The 14,451-nt window shown below is 23.8% G+C and carries 17 protein-coding genes; all 17 read right to left on the bottom strand.

What is annotated here, in order from left to right; translation table 11 throughout:
• Positions 1 to 3 precede the first annotated feature (3 nt).
• The 17 genes from AC5SL3_RS00835 to AC5SL3_RS00755 all read right to left on the bottom strand — a co-directional run bounded on the left by AC5SL3_RS00835 (position 4) and on the right by AC5SL3_RS00755 (position 14,449).
• A complete protein-coding gene (locus AC5SL3_RS00835) occupies positions 4 to 1,722 on the bottom strand; it encodes an AMP-binding protein (RefSeq protein ID WP_494578276.1) in 1,719 nt (572 codons plus the stop codon).
• Positions 1,723 to 1,735: 13 nt separating this feature from the next.
• A complete protein-coding gene (locus AC5SL3_RS00830; RefSeq protein WP_494578274.1) occupies positions 1,736 to 2,320 on the bottom strand; it encodes an acyltransferase in 585 nt (194 codons plus the stop codon).
• Entirely contained in the window at positions 2,274 to 3,182 is a 909-nt protein-coding gene (locus AC5SL3_RS00825; RefSeq protein WP_494578273.1) for a hypothetical protein, read from the bottom strand. The genes AC5SL3_RS00830 and AC5SL3_RS00825 overlap by 47 nt, the downstream gene beginning before the upstream one ends.
• On the bottom strand, positions 3,179 to 4,081 hold the full coding sequence (locus AC5SL3_RS00820) for a hypothetical protein (protein WP_494578271.1): 903 nt from the start codon (positions 4,079 to 4,081) through the stop codon (positions 3,179 to 3,181). The genes AC5SL3_RS00825 and AC5SL3_RS00820 overlap by 4 nt, the downstream gene beginning before the upstream one ends.
• Before the next feature lie 235 nt (positions 4,082 to 4,316).
• Positions 4,317 to 4,877 (bottom strand): SIS domain-containing protein, encoded by a 561-nt coding sequence (locus AC5SL3_RS00815; protein WP_494578269.1) that lies wholly within the window; start codon positions 4,875 to 4,877, stop codon positions 4,317 to 4,319.
• Positions 4,877 to 5,047 carry a hypothetical protein gene (locus AC5SL3_RS00810; RefSeq protein ID WP_494578268.1) on the bottom strand — a complete coding sequence of 57 codons (171 nt, stop codon included), beginning with the start codon at positions 5,045 to 5,047 and terminating at the stop codon, positions 4,877 to 4,879. Before AC5SL3_RS00810 ends, AC5SL3_RS00815 begins: the two co-directional genes overlap by 1 nt.
• Before the next feature lie 219 nt (positions 5,048 to 5,266).
• On the bottom strand, positions 5,267 to 5,614 hold the full coding sequence (locus AC5SL3_RS00805; RefSeq protein WP_494578776.1) for a hypothetical protein: 348 nt from the start codon (positions 5,612 to 5,614) through the stop codon (positions 5,267 to 5,269).
• Between the two features lie 55 nt (positions 5,615 to 5,669).
• Positions 5,670 to 6,413: a methyltransferase domain-containing protein gene (locus AC5SL3_RS00800; protein ID WP_494578267.1), complete on the bottom strand. Its 744-nt coding sequence runs from the start codon at positions 6,411 to 6,413 to the stop codon at positions 5,670 to 5,672.
• Complete coding sequence (locus AC5SL3_RS00795; protein WP_494578265.1) at positions 6,406 to 7,212, bottom strand: shikimate dehydrogenase family protein; 807 nt, start codon at positions 7,210 to 7,212, stop codon at positions 6,406 to 6,408. The genes AC5SL3_RS00800 and AC5SL3_RS00795 overlap by 8 nt, the downstream gene beginning before the upstream one ends.
• Entirely contained in the window at positions 7,202 to 8,596 is a 1,395-nt protein-coding gene (locus AC5SL3_RS00790) for a hypothetical protein (RefSeq protein ID WP_494578263.1), read from the bottom strand. The genes AC5SL3_RS00795 and AC5SL3_RS00790 overlap by 11 nt, the downstream gene beginning before the upstream one ends.
• Before the next feature lie 190 nt (positions 8,597 to 8,786).
• Positions 8,787 to 9,533, bottom strand: a complete 747-nt coding sequence (locus AC5SL3_RS00785) for a cupin domain-containing protein (RefSeq protein ID WP_494578262.1) — start codon at positions 9,531 to 9,533, stop codon at positions 8,787 to 8,789.
• A gap of 3 nt (positions 9,534 to 9,536) precedes the next feature.
• Positions 9,537 to 10,364, bottom strand: coding sequence for a glycosyltransferase family protein (locus AC5SL3_RS00780; RefSeq protein WP_494578261.1), 828 nt, complete (start codon positions 10,362 to 10,364; stop codon positions 9,537 to 9,539).
• Positions 10,361 to 11,524, bottom strand: a complete 1,164-nt coding sequence (locus AC5SL3_RS00775; protein ID WP_494578260.1) for a class II D-tagatose-bisphosphate aldolase non-catalytic subunit — start codon at positions 11,522 to 11,524, stop codon at positions 10,361 to 10,363. Before AC5SL3_RS00775 ends, AC5SL3_RS00780 begins: the two co-directional genes overlap by 4 nt.
• The gene (locus AC5SL3_RS00770) at positions 11,521 to 12,036 is read right to left on the bottom strand and encodes a D-glycero-alpha-D-manno-heptose-1,7-bisphosphate 7-phosphatase (RefSeq protein WP_494578258.1); all 516 of its coding nucleotides are present in this window, start codon (positions 12,034 to 12,036) and stop codon (positions 11,521 to 11,523) included. The genes AC5SL3_RS00775 and AC5SL3_RS00770 overlap by 4 nt, the downstream gene beginning before the upstream one ends.
• Positions 12,020 to 13,741 carry an ATP-binding cassette domain-containing protein gene (locus AC5SL3_RS00765; protein ID WP_494578256.1) on the bottom strand — a complete coding sequence of 574 codons (1,722 nt, stop codon included), beginning with the start codon at positions 13,739 to 13,741 and terminating at the stop codon, positions 12,020 to 12,022. Before AC5SL3_RS00765 ends, AC5SL3_RS00770 begins: the two co-directional genes overlap by 17 nt.
• A gap of 4 nt (positions 13,742 to 13,745) precedes the next feature.
• Positions 13,746 to 14,201, bottom strand: a complete 456-nt coding sequence (locus AC5SL3_RS00760) for a hypothetical protein (RefSeq protein WP_494578255.1) — start codon at positions 14,199 to 14,201, stop codon at positions 13,746 to 13,748.
• On the bottom strand, positions 14,198 to 14,449 hold the full coding sequence (locus AC5SL3_RS00755; protein WP_494578774.1) for a hypothetical protein: 252 nt from the start codon (positions 14,447 to 14,449) through the stop codon (positions 14,198 to 14,200). The genes AC5SL3_RS00760 and AC5SL3_RS00755 overlap by 4 nt, the downstream gene beginning before the upstream one ends.
• Positions 14,450 to 14,451: the final 2 nt, after the last annotated feature.

Here is a 14,451-nt window from a genome sequence, read left to right as displayed (position 1 = left end):
AATCTATTTAGTTTTTGTTAAAAGCTCATCAATAATAGCTTTATCTTGAATTGTTGACAAATCTCCATATTTATTTTTTTTATTCAAAATATCTCTTAATAATCTTCTAAGTATTTTTCCACTTTTTGTTTTTGGTAGTCTTGAAAGATAAATAATCTTACTTGGTATTAAGTGACTTCCAAAATTAGATTTTAATTTATTAATCAACATGGTGTCGATATTTTTCTTTTTACATGATAAAAATACAACTAATTTATTACCTTCTAATAAATCATTGTACCCAACAGCGCAACACTCTTTTATATATTTTATTTCTAGTAAATTAGATTCAATTTCCTCACATCCAACTCTTTTTCCCCTTATATTGATGACGTCATCTGATCTTCCGTGAATAAATAAATTCTTATTTACGATTGTTGCTTCATCAAACATTTTAAAATTATTATTTTTATCCCAATACTTCGACCAAGCGTTTTTGTCATCTGAAAGAACACCCTTCATTAACCCTGGCCAAGGCGTAAGTATTTTTAATTCTTTTTTTTCAACTTCACTTAGCTTGTTTGTTTTAATAAATTTTGTTGACAATTTTCCTGCAGATCCATGTGGACATTCCGAGATTGAATCTTTAAATTTAGGAGAAGCTATTATTCCTCCATTTTCAGTTTGGTAGTATGCATTTACGATTGGTCTATCTTTTTTTAAAAAAGTATTTGCGAACCATTTGGCAACATGGGGCGCTATATGCTCACCCATTGATCCCAATGTCTCTAAAGAATTTTTTAAAAATTTTTTTTCCCCAAAAATTGCACGCATTATTCTAATTAAAGTTACTGGAAGATATAAAATCGTAACATTTTTATTCAAAACTTCTTCCAAAAATTTTGAATTTAGTAAATTTAAAGGTTTCTCCAGTATTAATGTAGTAGTACCAATGCAGAGAGGTCCAAATAACATGTAGTTATGACCGTTCAACCAACCAATATCTGATGCTGTTAAAATTGTAGATTTTGTATTCATTCCAAATTGGTTTTTTAATGTAAATATTGTGTATAATAAAAATCCTCCTGATGAATGAACTATTCCTTTGGGCATACCCGTTGATCCTGATGTAAATAAAGTAAATAAACTTTTATTAGAATGAAAATAATTCAATTTCTTTTCTGAAGACATTGTATTTTTTAACTGGTCAACTTCTTCAAATGCTAAACTTATAAATTTATGTTTTTTTTGATATTTTTTTATTGATTTCAATTTTATATTGTTGCAAAAAAAAATATCTGGCCGAAACAACTTAATTCTCTTCAATACTCCCTCTTCTGCAAGATCTTCGAATACTGCGCAATATTCAATGCCAAGCTTAACGCATGCTAAAATCAGTGCAATTGTTTTGATATTTGTTGAAGATTGCAACATTAATTTGGAATTGGATAATTTTTTATTTATATTAAATCTTAAAAAAAACTCATATTTTAATACTAAATTATGAAGTTGTTCATAAGTGTATTCTTCGTAGTTATTTTTTTCTGAAAAATATTTAATTGCAATTTTTTTTTTATTTTTAGTATTTAATTTATTTAAAATGCAATTTTCATAAATATTTAATTTTCCGTCTAAAAACCAATGGTGCTTGTTATTTTTTTTAATTTTTAGAATAATTGTTGGTTTTTTTTTCCATAAAATTAACTTTAGTTTTGATTTCCAGAATAGTTTTAAATTTTGCATTCAGAGTATATCATTAATTGGTTTTAATAATTCTTGCAGGATTTCCCATAACGACATGTCTTGATGGCACATCTTCAACAACATAACTCATTGGCCCTACTATCCCTTCTTTCTCGACTGTAACACCGCGAGTTATAAAAGAACCAATACCAATCCAAGCATCGTCCCCGATACAAATCTTCGAAGATCTTATGTTGATATTGACTTCGCTGTTTTTGTTACTATCGAATCCTTTTGTAACAATATCTCTAAAGTGCTGAAATCTTAATTTGCTATCTATTGGATGGCTATCTGTATCTATAATATTTACATTATGAGCAATTTGACATCTACTACCTATGCAAACTTCTTTAGCTGACCATATTTCAGTATTGTGAGCCACATAAGTATCATTCCCAATTACTATTTTTCCAGAATGCGCAAATACAATAAGAGTGCCTTTTATAATCGTATTTTTACCAATTATTAAGTTTTCTTTTTTATTACTAAAATTAAGAATTTTTGCTCCTTCTCGAATACTAGAGGTCTCATGAATAATATAGTTTCTATCTTTAGAAAAATTTTTTAAGAAACTTGTATATAATTTTTTTAGATGCATTTATTAAATTTGGTTTATATATTTTATTATACTCCATTAAAAGGAGCTTTTTATCTACTTTTATGCGATTGTTATGTTTTAATGGAAAATCTAATTCATAATTTCTGATTTTTTTAAGAACATCATTTGTTTTTGTATGGGATGATCTACTGTCGAAACCTATATTTTTTATTAAGTTCACGGTGGGAACAACCGCAATCATATTTCTTGAAATTATAGAATAAAGCCACTGAAAATCCCATGCAGTCTTAAGCTCACCATTCACAATATCTTGACATCGTCTAGAAAGCATTTCTCTAAAAAAAGAATAATCAGATAAATTTTTATTAAAAGAATTTTTATATTTAGTTCGATGCCAATTTTTAAGAGATGAATCGTTGTGTTTCCATGCTCTTTTCCACGTAGCCCAGCCCCATGTACTACCAAAAGTAAAATAGTAACTTTTTTTATGGAAAGAGTTTTCAAGATTATTTCTCCCACTGATCATTGAAATTTTTTTATTATTTTTAAACTTTTTTAGTAAAATTTCGCAAAAATTAAAAAAACTTATTGAGGGAATGCAATCATCTTCCAAAATAATGCCCTTATCCTCTGTTTTAAAGATCCAATTAATAGCAGAGATTGGATGATTTTTAGAATTTTTATTATATTTGTTAATTTTTACTTTAACTTTAGTTTTCCAATCAATTTTTTTAATCAACTCAATATTTTTTTTTATCTTTTTTTTATCAGAATTATTATTTTTTCTAGGACCGTCAATGCTCAGATATATTTTTTGAGGTTTTATAATCTTAAGAATATTAATAATTTTAACAAAAAAATCAGGTCTGTTAAATAAAATTATTAAAATAGGTGTTTTCATTTAGAAATTAAAAAAATATAGACACTAATATAATTTAATAATTTTTTTAAAAAAATTTTTATATGTGTGCTGTAAGAAATATTTTTATTCACATTTTTTTGTTTGATAATTTTATTTTTAGTGATAATTCTCATTTTTTTAAAAAAGCCTCTTGAGGCTAATGAATAATTTTTTACCCCCAAATCATCATCTATTGATGCAAACAATTCTCGTTTTAAAATTCCAACTCTATAAGGAAGCCAGTGGGTATCATTTTGTGTTTTTTCAAAATTAAAAGGTAGCATTTTATCCCATTTGGGGAAAAATTTATCTTTACGTGCTAATAGCTGAACGAATATTTTTTTTTTTATTATAGAGCAGCAACTAATAATAAAGATATCGCATATTGATTTATTGTTTTTCACATAATCTATTCTTTTTTTATGATCATTTTTTGTATAATTACCAAACAAAATATTTTTATCGTATGAATAGTTATAATCTTCGAAAAATTTAAGGTTATTTCCAAAAAAAAACCAAGAGTAAGGAATGTAATCTAAGTTGTTTGCATAAGCAGATCGAATGACTTTGTTAAAATATTCATTTCCCCCAACACAAATATGATCTTCTACCCAAAAAAAAATGAATTTAGATTTTAAATAAGTGCTTATTTGAAGAGAATCATGAAGCCAACCTTTTTTAGTTTCTATAAAGAAAAAATTAACTTTAGCTCTATTTAGTTTTTTTTTTAGATAATTATGTGCTTCATTTTTCTTTGCACCCCTTATATTAATTACCCAATTTTCAATATTTACTTTATAAAAAGACTCAAATGAAATTTTTAATTTTTCTAGTCTTTCTTGATCAGGGATATAAAAATTGCCAAAAACAGAAATTTTATTCATTAAAAAATTTATCATTCTTATTAATATTTTTCCATCTTTTCGTTGACCATCTATTCCATAAACAGTTTCTGCCCCAAGTTCTTTTGCTACTTTTAACCAAGTACCTTTTCAACAACCAACATCTAAAATTGAATTTGGTTTTGTAATATCAAAAACAAATTTTAATATTTCACTTGCTGATTCTAGTCTTGTGTTACTGTCTTCATAAAATTTATCATTATAAATTTCATAAATTATATTTTGTAAAAAATTAATTATAATTTTTATTTAATAGCTTCATTAGTAAATGGCCAATTATTATCTGCGTATCTTCTGCAATCTGCATGTCATTAATTTTAAAGTGCAATGGAACATTTGCTAAAGATTTGGCCTTGCCACCACTAAATCCTAGTATTGCATAGCTTTTAATTTTAATTTTTTTTGCCATTTTTAGTACATTGAGAATATTTTTTGAATTTCCACTTCCAGAAAGAACGATTAGCAAATCTCCTTTAGTTGCTTTAACTCTCAATTGTTCAGAAAATATATTTTCGTATCCAATATCATTAGCTAAACATGTAATTACAGATGAGTTAGATGGTAGTGCTTCAATATTAAATCCTTTGCCTGAGGATATCCCCGCTCCATAAGTAAGATCATTTGCAATATGCATGGCATTTGCTGCACTTCCCCCATTCCCACAAATAAAAATTTTTTTATTTTTTATTTTTATTTCCCTAATATCATCCGCTAAATACTTAACATTTTCAAAAGTTGGATCAGTCAATACTGAAGAAAGTTTATTTAGATAATTTTGTATTTCTTTTTTCATTAATTATAAAACCTTGTTATATTTTTTGTTGGCTTAATTTGTTTATTGATTTGACAATTGTAGACTATAGCTTTTAAAATTACCATAGGTTTATCTAGGTTCTTTAATATACTTGGTAAATAAACTTTAAGGTGAGTTCCATTAAGTTTTTTTTTACTTAGATTTATCATTTTCCAATAAAAGATATACATTTTATTTTTTGATAAAAAATTATGTATTTTAAGATAAATGATAATTAAATAATGAAATTGTTGCTTTTCTGCAATTAATAATTATTGGACTAATTCCTATATTTAATTATTTTTTTTCTTTGATTGCTCCACGAAAGTATTTATTTAGCCTCTCTTGATCATTAATATAAAAATTAGCAAATACAGAAATATTCTCCATCAAATAAATTTAGTATTATTGTTTATTTTTGTAATTATTTGTTTCTTTATTTCATGATTGTATTGAGCTGCTCTTAAAATAATTATTGGATGATTTTTTTTAATTAATATATTTGGACTATTTACTTTAATGTTTGTTCCGTATAAATATTTTTTTTGTTTATTGATATCATTATCAAGAATTGCTTCAATATTAGAGACATTTAAACCATGTGATATTAATACTTGTGAAAATATATGGGCTCCAAAAAGAAATACTTCTTTTTTGTTCTCAATTAGTTTGTTAATTTTTTTGACATCATTTAAAATCTTTTTATTAAAATTTAAAAATAATTTTTTATTTGCAATAAATTTTTTATATTTTTTAATTTTATTTTTGTTTTTAATGCCACTTTTAATTGTTTTATAGAATATTGAATGATTTAAATATTTTTTTTTTTATAATTTCAAAGCCGTTTTTTTTTAAAAGATAATCAATCATATCTTCTTCTAAAAAATAAGGATGTTCAAAATTCATAGCATTTGTAAATCCACTTTTAATCATAGACTTTAAATTTGGAACACTAAACATGTGATAACCATTGTCTTCAAGAGACTCAAAAATATCTTTAAGAAATTTATTTGGATCATAAATATGCTCAAATAAATGTGAGTGGATAATTAAATTAACTTTCCCAAAGTTTTTCTTTACATGTCCCTTTGAAAAAAAACGTTTTAGATAAGTATGTTTGAATTTAGATACAGATTTTTTTTTAATATTAGGGTCATAACTAATTAAATCATAGCTATTTGGTGATTTTAATTGATCTATATTTTCGGAAACAGAATTGTGGCCTCCACCAATTTCTATGATTTTGCCTTTAATATTACCAGAAATAAAGCTAAAAAAATTTAAATGATGATTTTTCCAAATTTTTCCAACTGTCCCAGATCCATGTGGTTTAAAATACAACTTTTTCAAAGGAACCTTTGGGTTTATCTGCACACTACCAGATATTTTATTTATCTTAAAGCATAAATTTTTAAATTCTGCTTTATAGTTTTTTTCAACAACACCCATGTAAATTGGAAATTTTCTAAAAGTAAAAAGTTTTAAAAACTTTGAACTTTTAGAAATTGGACAAATTAGTTTATTACCTTCAAACATCAAAATTATAATTTAAAATTTTTTTAATTTTGTTAATATTAAGTTTTTTTCCTGTATAAATTTTAAACTGCTCAATACCCTGTATTAAACTAATCTCTAATCCACCTGTATATGGAATTTTTAATCTTTTAGATAATAGTTTTAATTTAGTTTTTTTGTTTACTGGAAAATCAATTATATGCTTTGGTTGTTTGTTTTTAAAAATTGCTATAGGTAAATTATTGTTAAATTTCATTCCAATTGGTGTACAATTAATTAGTAAATCTACTTTTATTTTATGTCTTTTATCCCAGCTAATAATAATATCTGATTTTCTTAACTTCCAATTTTTGAATTTGCTTATATCTCTTGCACAAAGTATAATTTTTTTAACTTTTAAATTTTTTAACACTTCATATGTTGTTTTGCTTGTCGCACCATTTCCTAAAATGATACTAGTAAATATATTGAATTTTATTCTTTCTATAATCTTTTTTATCGCAAGGTAGTCTGTATTATATCCATAAAGTTTATTACCCTTACGTAGAATTGTATTTACAGCATTTATTGTCTTTGATGTTTTATCAATTTTATCTAAATACTTAATTATTGAACTTTTAAATGGCATCGAGACAGATATGCCTCTGAATTTTTTAACATTAAGAATATTTTTTAATTGAGTTAAATCATCACATTTGAAAGGTATGTACACACAGTTTAATTTGCTAATTTTATATCCAAGATTGTGCAACAAAGCCCCTGTATTTCCAGGAAAACTAGCTACTGAAATAAAAACGTTAGTTTTGTTATTAATTTTCATTATTTTTTAAATTCAAGGTTTTTTGTAAGAAATATTTTCCATATACAAATAACAACTTATCAAAGGGATCGTGATGTAGAGGGGCCATATTTAAAAAAATTAGACCAGTAATAATTCTTACTTTATTGATATCAAAACCTTTATTTCTAAGGTAATTTTCAAAAAAACTAATTAGCTCATTTGTCTTGCCTCTATGAGGTATTATTAAATTTATCTTATTTTTATTAATTTTAAATTTAAATTCGTTTTTTTTAATGAGGTCATAGTTAATTACTAAACCACCTAGTAATTTAGCCAAATCGTAATATCTATCTCCTATTAATAAATTTTTCCCAAAATTAGGTCGCCAATCAATCAATGTAAAATTATTTTTTTTTAGCAAAATATTATCAAATTGAAGATCACCATGAATAAAATTTGGGACTCCATTAAAAATATGTTTCCAATCAATTTCTTTAAATATATCTTTAATTTTAAGAATTTTACTTCCTTTATAAATATAACCACTTTTATCTAGGAATGGGTGTTTACTTTTAAATATTTTTATTCGTTTTTTAGTTTTATTTAAATAAAAATTTTTACAAATTTTACTATAATTCTTTGTTTTATTAGTTTTATCATTCCAAAGATTATTTTCTAAAAATTTCAATAATAATTTAAAGGTTTTAATATTGTAATGATTGTATAATGTGACACCGTCCACATAGTCATATGAAATAAAGTGATTTTTTATTTTTAAATTTTTTGGAAAGATATTTTTTTTAGAAATTGCCTTTTTATACAAATTGCTAATAGTTTTTTTTTCTGAAAAATATTTAGTAACTCTTTCACTTGAAATAAAAAGTTGCTGATTATCTTTATTAAAATTATATTTTTCATATTTTAATATTAAATCTTCATAATTTTTTTTTGTACCCGTATCTTCCCAATCTATATCAATTTTTTTTATATTCTTCTTTTTTAAAATATTATTGAATCCTAATGATACTTGAGGTTCCTTCAATGTTTTTGGCTTTAAGCCCTCCCAAAAAAATTTGTAGTCTTTGATAAATGCTAAACCCACAAATATGCTTGTGCTTTTGTTGCTAATAATTTTTTTTTTATCAATTATTTTAAAAATAGTATTTTTTTTTGAAATTAAATTACAATAATTTTTAGTATCTATTTTTGATGAACTAAATGAGCCCATCCAATTATATTTATTTATATTAAAAATTTTTTTTTTCCAAATCGTATCACAAGAAACAAAAAAAAAAGGTTTTTGTAAAAATTTTTTACATTTAAATAATGAAAGGCCAGGGCCACTGCCGCTTCCATTATAATTTTTTATTTTTACAAATTTAACATTTAGATCTGGATGATGAATCTTTACAAAATCTCGCACTTGATCTCCTTTATATCCTATAGACAAAATAAAATTCGAGTTACTGGGAAAATTTTTAAATATTCTACTTAATATTGATTTTTTGTTTAGAGATAAAAGTGCTTTATTTTTTTTTTTGTGTAATTCTCGAGCCTACTTCCCGTACCAGAGGTTAAAATACACACAGTAGGTTTTGTCATTGTAAATACTTCTAATTTCTATGTTCAGAAGAAATTCTTCCATTATTTCTTTGTTGGTCATCGGATATTCTTATAACGTCATCTAAGTGTGGGGTTGAAACTTCATATAACATAATATCTGTAATTGCTCTTAATCTGTGTACTGCATAGTTTTTCACATTAACATAGTCGCCACTTTTAATTTTCTTTGTTAAAATATTATTTAAAATTAAATTTATTTTATTTTTACCATTTTTTCTACTCATAACTAATTCTGCCTTGCCTTTAAATAAATAATTAGTTTCAATTTTTTTTTTATGGTATTGTAGACTCGTTCTATTACCTTTTTTAATAAGTATTTTTTTAAATGAATATGGAGATTTTTCGCCATTTAACCATAATTCGTATCCCCATGGTTTAATTACTTTGTATATATTTTTTTCTGTAAAATTTTTTATAATGTCTTTACTAATTTTTTTTTTTATCCCAGCTATTCCAAATGTTATTTTATGACTTGAGCTTATGCTTAAGTTTTTTAATCTGAAATCAAAATATTTATATTTTGAGATTTGGTAACTCTTTTCATTTATCTTAATTACAGCATTATTCTTGTCTGATACAAAAATAGCTATTGTTCCAATATTTATATCTTTACTATTAAATGTTTTTTTATTATTTAAATTTACAATTGAATAATTATAATTATCTGTTGATAAATTCTGTTGCAATTTACTGTTTTTTTTAATTTTACCAAATTCTAATCCACATAATTTCTTCATAATTTAAATCTTATACTTTAGTAACTTTATATTTTTTTTAAAAAAATCATCATATAATTTTTTTACTTGTAAATGCATATCCCATCTACTTTCAAATTTATATTTTTTTTTCATCCAGTTTAATCCCTCTGAAATGTAAAGTTTGATATTTTTACTAAAAGGTTCAGTTTTAATAAGAGAATTTTTATTTAATAGATATTTTTCATTTTCTTCTATCCATACCTCCGCTGTTATTGCAGCTGCCATGTTGTTTTTATAAGCTTTCAAAATTAATTCTGAATCAGCACCAAAACCTCTAAAATTATTTCCATCGAAAAGAAAATTCATATAACTTGCTTTCTTTTTTTTGTGTATTTTTTTTATAAAATCCTTTCTAATAAAATATGCATTATTGTGTATATACCAAAAAAACATTAATTTTTTAGATTTCAAAAGTAATTTTTCCCCCCAGTTTTTTGAGCATGGGGAAAGTATAGCTACCTTGTTATTTTTATCCATAATTTCTATCAATTTTTTGATAAATAATTTATCTTCTACTTCACTATCATTTGTAAGTAATAAAAAATAATCGTAAATATCAAATTTTTTTTCCTTATATAAGTTTAGTAAACCATAATTCATACCTCTACTAAATCTTAACCCCTTTTTTTTAATACTACTCCAATTTGCATCCCAGGTTGTGTATTTTGATTTTTTATCTATATCAGAGCCAGAATCTATAACAAATATATCTGTAAATTTATGATTATATTTTTTAATTTTTTCATACAATTTATTTGTAACTATTGGTAAATTTCTATTTAAAATTATTGTTGCTACTCTTTTTTTCATTTGATTAAATTAAAATTTTTTGCGTATCTGTGTATGGAGTAATAAATAGATTTTTGAAGATGATTATTTAAATTTATATTTTTTTTTAATAAGAATAATTGTACTTTTTTTTTTAATATTTCAAATTTTTTATTTGAAAAAATATAGTGTCCTGATATTATTGCTTTTTGAACTTTGTCTGCATTACTATTTGGTACTAACCATTTTTTCCATTTGTTTGAATTATAAGAAATCTCATAAAATTCTTCTAGTAATTTTGTTTTATTGAATTTTTTTAAAATTTCTATAAATGCTCTTGTTTCTACGACACCAAACTCTGGTGCTATGTTTGCAGCGTGAATTCCTAGCCTCGGATGTAAAGACAAACTATGATTTGATAAATAGTCAGCATTATGCTCCTTCATAAATATTTTATTTTTTTTACATATTTCTATCATTTTAGGTAATTGAATTTCAACAGGTAGCTCATTAGAAATTCTTAGAGGGGACTCGAATGAACCTATATTTCTAGTTTCTAAAACTTTAGTTCCCGATTGTATTACTACAAAAATTGGTTTTTCATAATTTTTAATTTTACAAAATTGAAAAACTTTAGCTAGAGTGTAGCTTAGTTCTTCAGGAGTATTTGTACTACCAGACTGTTCCTCAGTACCAATCTCAAAATATATTTTTTTATTATTTTTTTTTGCAAATTCATTACAATGTTCAAATAGTTCATAAAATCTTTCAAGTGAATTTTTTATTGAAACTGCTTTATTATTTGGCTGTACACTCGTATCAATATGTAGAATCTTAAAATTATTTAATATATCAACTTCATAAGATCTTTTTGCAGACTCCATTGCTTTTTTAAGTGTGTACTTATTTTTTATTTCAGTATTATTTTGCCATGGACCTCCATGATCTCTTGCTAAAATTACAGTATTTTTTTTATCTGCTAATTTTACAAAATCAGCATACTCATTTGTTGTCCAATTATTAACATAGCCACCACCATGCTCAGCAGAATCTACCTGTCTTCTACTTGCAATTAACATTATTGGAAATAAATAATTATTAGATAAAGCTATTGCTGCTTTAACACAATTTAAGCTCATTGGGCCAACTCCTAGTAACGTTTTGTTGGGTTTAATCAAATTTCTTAAATTAAATTTTTTCATTTTAGAACTTTTCTATTAATAAATTTAAAAAGATTAGTTTCATTAAAAAAAAAACCTTTAATTCCACTTTTTTTTGCAAATTGCATATCAGTAATTTGATCACCAATCATAAAAGAATTTTTCTTATCAATGTTATATTTTTTTGCAACAATTTTAAACATTCCATTGTTGGGTTTCCTTAAGTTGCTTTTTTTAGTAAATATTTTTCTTATTCCATTTATATGGTATGGGCAAAATAAAAAATGATCTATTTTTGTTTTATGTTTTTTTAATATGTTGTTCATATATTTATGTAAAATTATCACATCTTTTTTTAAGAAATAACCTCTTGCAATACCTGACTGATTAGTAACAACTACAATCTTATAATCAAAATTTTTTATTAGTTTAATCGCATCTATTGCACCTTTAACCCATTCAAAATTTCTTTTATTACCAACATAACCTCCATTTAAATTTTTATTTAGAACACCATCTCTATCTAAAAATGCAATTTTAATTTTTTTTATCACTATTAGTAATTTTACTTATTTTTCCATTTTTCATATGAATGATTTTGTCAAAATTTTTTAAATACTTAGTACTATGTGTAATCATAATTAAAGTTACATCTTTTATTTCTATAATTTCATTAATAATTTTTTTCTCATTATAATTATCTAATGCGCTAGTTGGTTCATCTAATATTATTATTTTTGGATTTTTATATAAAGCTCTAGCTATTCCTAACCTTTGTATTTGACCAGATGATAGTCTTTGACCTCTCTCACCAATTTTAGTCTCTAATTTTTTTGGAAGCCTATTGACTATTTTGTGAATATTTGCAATTTCCATTACCTTTTTTAATTGCTTTTTATCTGATTCATTTTCACTAAATAATGATATGTTTTTTGAAATCGTGTCATCTGTTAGGTACACATTCTGAGGTACATAACCAACTAAATTTTGAAAGTCTTTTTTATGATATTTTAAATTTAATCGATCGACAGAAATTGTTCCTTTTGAAGGATTAATTAATCCAATTAAAATATCAACAAGCGTGGATTTACCAGCTCCACTTTCTCCAACTATAGCTATTTTTTCACCCTTAGAAATCTTTAAACTGATATTTTTTAAGGAAAAATTTCTTTTTGCATATTCAAAACTAATATTTTTTAATATAATTTTTTTAAATGAAAAATTTTTATTTTTTTTATAAATGATATTATTTGTTTTTAAACTAAACTCTCTTGCTAATGTACTTACTGCAGCTAAATTAAAATTTGCTTGCTGAATTGCTAAATAAATCTTTAAGATAGATGGTATCGCCTTTATTGCTGTAATTGAAAATACACCAATTATCATTATTAAGTATGAGTTCTCATTTTGCTCAAATGACATAAGTAACAGTATAGATACAAAAAAAACTACACTAAACTCAATCATTAACCTTGGTATTTGTTGCAATGTAGTAAATATACTTACAGCTGAAGCAATTTTTTTTAATGAATGTCTATAAATTTTAAGAATCAACTCTTCAAGATTTCCAATCTTAATTTCTTTTATTCCTCCTAGTCCTTGTTGTAAATTTTTTAAAGCTACATTAGAAAAATCATGCCTCGTATGTCCAAGTTTTGCGATATATTTGGTTGTAAATAAATTATATAAATATAAAAGAATAAAGAATGTAATTATAGTTAGTGCAGTTAACTTGACGTTAAAGTAAATCATAAATAAAAAAATACCTGAAATAAAAAATAATTCAGATACTAATTTTAAAATATTTTTTAGAAAAACTATAAATGTTGCAACTTCAATATTAATATTTCTCAACAACTTTGATGAATTATTAATCTTATGAAATAAATAATTTTGTTTTAAATAAATACCATAAAGTTTTGTAGATAATGTGACAGTTAAATTTTCTACAAACTTATTCTCATAATATATAATTAATGATAACAAAATATTTTTTACAAAAAAAACTACAATTATTAATACAACAAATATTGTAGTCCAATTGTACATATTTAAAAATTTTAGGTTATCATTTAAAATTATTTTAAATTTCTCTATTATTTCAGTATTTGTATTTGTTAATTCAGTTAATAGGGGCAGAAAAATTCCTATACTAAGAATTTCTAAAAGAGATCCTAAAAAAAATAAAAATAATAATAATAATGATCTTGTTCTAAAAGATTTAGGAATTATTTTTATAGTTAAAAAAATTATATTCATTTTACTACTTAATTAAAAATGAATTCTTTTTATTATTGTTGCCAACTTTAAGATTGATCATTTCTACTAAATTTAAATTTCTATTTTTTTTTATACTATAAACTTTTTTTAGGACAATTATAGAATTTTGCCTTTTAGTAATAAAATCTTCAGCATTTAATGAGATTGAGTCTATCCTTAATGTTAGCCTTCTGTAAGCAGATGCTATATTTAAAAAGCTGGTATTGCCACTTACCATAATTTTAGATTTACTTATTAAATATAATTTTAATTTTTTTGTAAAATTTTTTTTTATTAGCTTATATAAATTTCTCAGTCTTAATGATTCCTTTTTGTCTAAGTAGTTTCCTATTCTAATTATATATATTCTTCCAACTTTAATTATTTTAATGGATTGGATAAATATTAATAAACAATAAACACTTTTTAATAAAAAAAATAAAATAATCTTTTTAATCATCTAACGCTAATATAGTCTCTTATACTTCCAATATCTTGGAAGATTTTATTTGTCTTGAATGCACTAATTTTTAATAAATATTTAACTAATATCTCTTTTATAAAATCTTTTTTATCTTTATATTTTTTGAACATTTCACTTAATGCTTCTTTGCCAATTAAATACACAGCTCCATTTGCATCTGTTCCATGTGATACTTTTTCTTTTTCATAAATTTCATGAACTATTCCATTTTTAATTTTTAGAATTC

Source organism: Candidatus Pelagibacter sp. PS_34, assembly GCF_059417845.1.
This window is presented reverse-complemented; position numbering and strand designations above follow the sequence as displayed.

Excerpts from the sequence above, each read along its gene's own strand:
- AC5SL3_RS00835 (WP_494578276.1), bottom strand. The coding sequence starts at position 1,722 with ATGCAAAATTTAAAACTATTCTGGAAATCAAAACTAAAGTTAATTTTA.
- AC5SL3_RS00830 (WP_494578274.1), bottom strand. The coding sequence starts at position 2,320 with ATGCATCTAAAAAAATTATATACAAGTTTCTTAAAAAATTTTTCTAAA.
- AC5SL3_RS00825 (WP_494578273.1), bottom strand. The coding sequence starts at position 3,182 with ATGAAAACACCTATTTTAATAATTTTATTTAACAGACCTGATTTTTTT.
- AC5SL3_RS00820 (WP_494578271.1), bottom strand. The coding sequence starts at position 4,081 with ATGATAAATTTTTTAATGAATAAAATTTCTGTTTTTGGCAATTTTTAT.
- AC5SL3_RS00815 (WP_494578269.1), bottom strand. The coding sequence starts at position 4,877 with ATGAAAAAAGAAATACAAAATTATCTAAATAAACTTTCTTCAGTATTG.
- AC5SL3_RS00810 (WP_494578268.1), bottom strand. The coding sequence starts at position 5,047 with ATGATAAATCTAAGTAAAAAAAAACTTAATGGAACTCACCTTAAAGTT.
- AC5SL3_RS00800 (WP_494578267.1), bottom strand. The coding sequence starts at position 6,413 with ATGTTTGAAGGTAATAAACTAATTTGTCCAATTTCTAAAAGTTCAAAG.
- AC5SL3_RS00795 (WP_494578265.1), bottom strand. The coding sequence starts at position 7,212 with ATGAAAATTAATAACAAAACTAACGTTTTTATTTCAGTAGCTAGTTTT.
- AC5SL3_RS00785 (WP_494578262.1), bottom strand. The coding sequence starts at position 9,533 with ATGAAGAAATTATGTGGATTAGAATTTGGTAAAATTAAAAAAAACAGT.
- AC5SL3_RS00780 (WP_494578261.1), bottom strand. The coding sequence starts at position 10,364 with ATGAAAAAAAGAGTAGCAACAATAATTTTAAATAGAAATTTACCAATA.
- AC5SL3_RS00775 (WP_494578260.1), bottom strand. The coding sequence starts at position 11,524 with ATGAAAAAATTTAATTTAAGAAATTTGATTAAACCCAACAAAACGTTA.
- AC5SL3_RS00765 (WP_494578256.1), bottom strand. The coding sequence starts at position 13,741 with ATGAATATAATTTTTTTAACTATAAAAATAATTCCTAAATCTTTTAGA.
- AC5SL3_RS00760 (WP_494578255.1), bottom strand. The coding sequence starts at position 14,201 with ATGATTAAAAAGATTATTTTATTTTTTTTATTAAAAAGTGTTTATTGT.